4 protein-coding genes and 1 pseudogene are annotated in these 4820 nt (G+C 61.6%); 4 read left to right on the top strand and 1 reads right to left on the bottom strand.

Features of this window, described 5'->3' with window-relative positions; genetic code table 11:
• The 3 genes and pseudogenes from JX325_RS12785 to JX325_RS18195 form a co-directional block, all read left to right on the top strand.
• Positions 1 to 735, top strand: a 735-nt coding sequence (locus tag JX325_RS12785; protein WP_243414079.1) for a conjugal transfer protein TrbL family protein, incomplete at its 5' end; no start/stop codon positions are given.
• 14 nt (positions 736 to 749) lie between these two features.
• Positions 750 to 1082, top strand: a pseudogene (locus JX325_RS18735) (DNA cytosine methyltransferase); the annotation flags it as partial.
• A 187-nt stretch (positions 1083 to 1269) separates the two neighbouring features.
• Complete coding sequence (locus JX325_RS18195) at positions 1270 to 2724, top strand: DNA cytosine methyltransferase (RefSeq protein ID WP_374220617.1); 1455 nt, start codon at positions 1270 to 1272, stop codon at positions 2722 to 2724.
• Here JX325_RS18195 and JX325_RS12770 read toward each other — a convergent pair.
• Positions 2660 to 3238 carry a DNA-3-methyladenine glycosylase I gene (locus JX325_RS12770; protein ID WP_204791492.1) on the bottom strand — a complete coding sequence of 193 codons (579 nt, stop codon included), beginning with the start codon at positions 3236 to 3238 and terminating at the stop codon, positions 2660 to 2662. The genes JX325_RS18195 and JX325_RS12770 overlap by 65 nt on opposite strands.
• Before the next feature lie 143 nt (positions 3239 to 3381).
• Between JX325_RS12770 and JX325_RS12765 the strand changes: the two genes are divergently transcribed.
• Positions 3382 to 4740 carry a glycosyl hydrolase family 18 protein gene (locus tag JX325_RS12765; protein WP_204791491.1) on the top strand — a complete coding sequence of 453 codons (1359 nt, stop codon included), beginning with the start codon at positions 3382 to 3384 and terminating at the stop codon, positions 4738 to 4740.
• The last annotated feature ends 80 nt before the right edge of the window (positions 4741 to 4820 follow it).

Below are 4820 nucleotides of genomic sequence, written 5' to 3'. Positions count from 1 at the left end.
AAGGAGCAGGAGCAGCACTATGACGCCAAGCTGAACGAGGCGTTCTGCCGGGCAAAGTCTCTGGTTCTGCAATACGCGCTGTGCAATCCCTGGGACTTCTTCTTCACTGGTACTCTGGATAAAACCAAATTCAACCGTTACGATCTGGACGAGTACCAGCAGAAGCTCTCCCAGTTCATCAGGGACAAACGCAAAGCTGACAATGGAAACAGCATCGGTACTGTGGGAGAGGCCATCATTGCGGACCTCCAGGGCGTGGACAGCCTAGCGGATATGGCCAGCCAGTCCCTGGGCTTTGGCCTGAGCGTCCTCACCAGCCCCTTTATGCTGCTGTTCTGCATCATCCTCATGGCCTATGCCGTGATCAAGGTGTTTTTCAGCAACCTGAAGCGGGGCGGCATCCTGCTCATCCAGATCGCCGTGGGGAGCCTCTATATGTTCAGCGTCCCCAGGGGCTACATCGACGGATTCGTCCAATGGATCAAGCAGGTGGTCGGCCTGTGCCTGACGGCCTTTTTGCAGTCCACCATTCTGGTGGCGGGGCTCATGGTCTTCAAGGACCACGCCCTGCTGGGCCTGGGGCTGATGCTCTCCGCCGGAGAGGTGCCCCGCATCGCCGGGACCTTCGGCCTGGACACCACCACCCACGCCAATATCATGAGCGCGGTCTATACCGCCCAAACGGCAATCAATACCACACGGAGCATCGCTCACGCGGTGACTCCGAACTCATAACAGGAGGGGAAGCCATGCTGACCATGGGAAGCCTCTTCGATGGGATCGGCGGCTTTCCCCTCGCGGCGGTCAGGGCGGGGATCGAGCCCCTCTGGGCCAGCGAAATCGAAGCCTTCCCCATCGAGGTGACGAAATACCACTTCCCCGACATGGTCCATGTGGGGGATATCACGAAGCTGGACGGAGCCAAGCTTCCTCCTGTAGACGTTGTCTGCGGCGGCTCACCGTGCCAGGATCTCAGTGTCGCAGGGACTAGAACGGGTTTGACCGGCTCCCGCTCCGGCTTATTTATGGAGCAAATCCGAATCATCAAGGAGATGAGAGATGAAGACAAACGTCATGGATGGACAGGTGTCCATGTTCGCCCCCGATTCGCCGTGTGGGAGAATGTGCCGGGAAGCCTCTCCAGCGGACGAGACCCGAAAACGGGGCGGAAAACACCGGGCTCGGACTTCCGGCAGGTCCTCGAGGCGTTCCTCCAGATTGAGGAACCAGAGCTTCATGTTATTAGACCTCCGCGCGGGCGCTGGAAATATGCTGGGGCCATATTGGGAGATCGATCCACAGTGGCTTGGGTGCGGTGGGACGCTCAATACCTCGGAGTGCCCCAAAGACGCCGCCGAATCTTCCTTGTCTGCGATTTTGCAGGAGGAAGTCCCATCCAAATATTATTTGACCAGGAAAGCCTGCCTGGGTATCCTGCGCCGGGCAGGGGAGCGGGGGAAGGATCTGCCGCCGCAATTGGAGCTGGCGCTGAAGGCCCAGGCGGGCTTGATCTCCCTGGAGGAGTTCCGCGCAAGCCCGCCGGCCGGCGGCGTGGTCCGGCGGGAACGCGCTGAGGAAGACTGCCTTACTCCCTGGGATACCCAGCAGGCCAGGATCTTCACGCCGGAGGGCAAAGCGCCCACGCTGGCCAGCGCCGACGGAGGCGGAGGCCGGAATCCCGGCGGGCTGCTGTTCGCGGCGGGCGTGGTCAGCAAAGGCAGCGAAGGCGGTATGCCCGGCCAGGAATACCCCTGCGCGCTGACCGCCGCCTTTTGCGCCGGAGCGGGAGCCGCCGCCGGGACCATCGGCTATCAGGAGGAGGTCGCTCCCACACTGAAGGGGACCGCCAGCGGAAACATGATGCCCTCCGTCCTCTGCCTCAACGACCAGGGCGGCAGCGTTATGGAGTGCTCTGAAAATGTGACGGGCACTCTGCGGGCTCAGGAGCATGGGCATCAGCCGCTGATTTTTGACAATCACGGCCAGGACACGAGGTTCCGCGGCCCGGTCAGCGCCGCCCAAACCGTGCCCGCCAGCTTTGGCCAGGGCGGCAACAATCAGCCCCTGGTCGTTGGAGTTTATGAAAACCATGGCATCGACGCAAGGTACACAGGGCCGCACAGGGTGTCCCCCACACTAACCAATCGTAATGGCTCAGGAGGGAACAACCTCCCCCTGGTTTCCGTGCCGCCGGAAACTTTCTGCATCCTGGGCAATACCGTGGACTGCGCCCCGGAGAACGGCGGTCATGGCCTTGGCGTTCAGAAAGAGCTGTCGTTTACGCTGACCTCCGAGCACCGGCACGCCGTCTTTACCCGGCANAGGACAGACCACTTTCAGGAGGGAGATGTCGCATCCACAGAAAGCGCCAGGCAATATAAGGACGCCACCGATCACATTTATCAGGCGGCGAAGCGGGCCGCCTCGGAGGCGTTCGCGCAAACATGCGCCGCAGCGCTGCCGAAGCTCATAAGGAGGCTTACGGCGACAGAATGCGAGCGGCTCCAGGGTTTCCCGGACGGCTGGACGGGCATACCGGGGGCCTCGGACTCCGCCAGGTACCGGGCTTTGGGAAACAGCGTGGCGATACCGTGCGTAGAGTTCATCATGCGGGGAATCGCCATGGCGATGGGCGTGTATCCAATGGTCCTTCCGCGCTTCAGCGAGTTTCCCCTTCCCAATTCTGCCGGGGATAACACCAGCATCCCGTCTCGTGGTCGTTAACTACGCCCACCGCCTGCAAAAATGAGTAGATGATGACGGAGCCCACGAAGTTCATCCCCCGGCGTTTCAAGTCCTTGGAAACCTGGTCGGATAACTCGGTACTGGCCCGGACCTCGTCGTCTGTGTTCAGAATGACCTGCCCGTCCGTGAAGCCCCAGAGGTAGCGGTCGAAAGACCCAAACTCCTTCTGGATGTNCAGGAAAGCCCTCGCGTTCTGGACCGCCGCCTGAATCTTGCGGCGGTTCCGCACGATGCCGGGGTCCTCCATCAGTGCCTCCATCTTCTCCGGGCCGTACTCCGCGACAACCGCGGGATCGAAACCGTCGAAGGCCTGCCGGAACGCCTCCCGCTTTTTCAGGATTGTAATCCAGGACAGGCCCGCCTGGAAGCCCTCCAGGATCAGCATTTCGAAGAGCTTCCGGTCGTCATGCTCCGGCCTCCCCCACTCCTGGTCGTGATAGGCCGTATAGAGTTCAGAGGCCGGATCGGCCCAGCGGCAGCGCTTTCGTTCCATAGGGACACCTCCTGTTCGCCCCCATTATACCCAATCCATATCCAGGACACAAGAAGAAAACGAGATTGCGCCCGGCCTGTTCATCCTTTATAATAGGAGCAAACGAAGGCGAATCTTGTCGGGCTTGGAGCGGAGGCGGCGCTATGGGACGAAATCGAAAATTGGCTTACGCCCTGGGCGGCTTTGTCCTTGGCGTGCTGCTGACCTCTGCGGTTTGGCTGCGCGTCGGCATCCGGCAGGATACCGGCATAGCGGCGGCTCCGGAGGATTCTCGCCCTGGGGCCTCAGCAGCCGTCTTTCCAGACACAGAGCCGGAGGAGCAGACGGCCCCGCCGCTGGAAACCACAGGCGAAGAACCGGACGGCTCCGCCGCGCCGGACCCTCCAACGGATATCTGGGACAGCGCCGCAGTTTACACCGGAGGCGATACCGTCAGCCATCAGGGGCGGCGGTACCGGGCCAGGTGGTGGACCCAGGGTGAGCGGCCTGACAGCAGCGGCGTGTGGGAAGACCTGGGAATCCTGGACGGCGAGCCGGTCCAGCCGGAGGGCGTGAGCAGCGTTCCCATTGACGCCTCCGGGCCCCGCAACGCGGAACGGACCGGCTTTAAAGTGGTAGGCTATTATCCCAACTGGAAGCCGGACAGGCTGAACTCCGAGGACTTCGGCGTGGTGACCCACGTCTGCTACGCCTTCGCCATGCCTACGGCAGAAGGCGGATTGCGGGATTTGGAAAACCCGGAGACCGCCAAGACCCTGATCCGTTCCGCCCATGAAAACGGAGCGAACGTACTGCTGTCCGTGGGCGGCTGGAGCTACAACGATNCCCCGCTGGAAAATGTATTCATGGAGGCCACCGCCGACGATGTCAGGCTCCAGCGGNTTGTAGAAAGCATCCTCGNCATGTGCGAGGCATATGGCTTCGACGGCGTGGACATGGACTGGGAGCACCCCCGCGTGGACGGGACCAGCGCCAGGCAATATGAAGCGCTGATGCTGGCCTTGTCCGAGCGGCTCCACGCCCAGGGCAGGCTGCTGACGGCGGCGGTGCTGAGCGGCGCCACGGCGGACGGAAACGTCTACTATGACGCGGCGGCCCACTCCAACGCCGTGCTGAATGCCCTGGACTTCATCAATGTCATGGCCTATGACGGCGGCGACGGAGAGCGCCACTCCTCCTATCAGTTTGCCGTGGACTGCGGGCGCTACTGGAAGGAAACCCGCGGCCTGCCCGCTCACAAGGTGGTGCTGGGGCTTCCCTTCTATGCCCGGCCCAGCTGGGCGGACTATGGGGCGATCCTGGCCGCCGTGCCGGAGGCTTCCGCCGGGGATCATGTCCTCTATAACGGCATGGAGGTCTATTACAACGGGCCGGACACCATTGCCAAGAAGACGCGGTACGCCAGGGAAGCCTTGGGCGGCGTGATGATCTGGGAGCTGACGCAGGACACGTCCGATAAGGAGAACAGCCTTCTGCGCGCCATTGGAAGTGTCTTGAAATGATGTTAAGGAAGCACTGATTAAAGCCGGTAAAAGCCAGGCAAACAGACAAAGGTAATGGAAACGTCCAATAAAGGGCCATA

It is taken from the genome of Oscillibacter sp. CU971 (assembly GCF_905219725.1).
GTDB lineage: Bacteria > Bacillota > Clostridia > Oscillospirales > Oscillospiraceae > Oscillibacter.
Note: the sequence above shows the minus strand (reverse complement) of the source record. Positions and strands in the feature narration are given on the sequence as shown.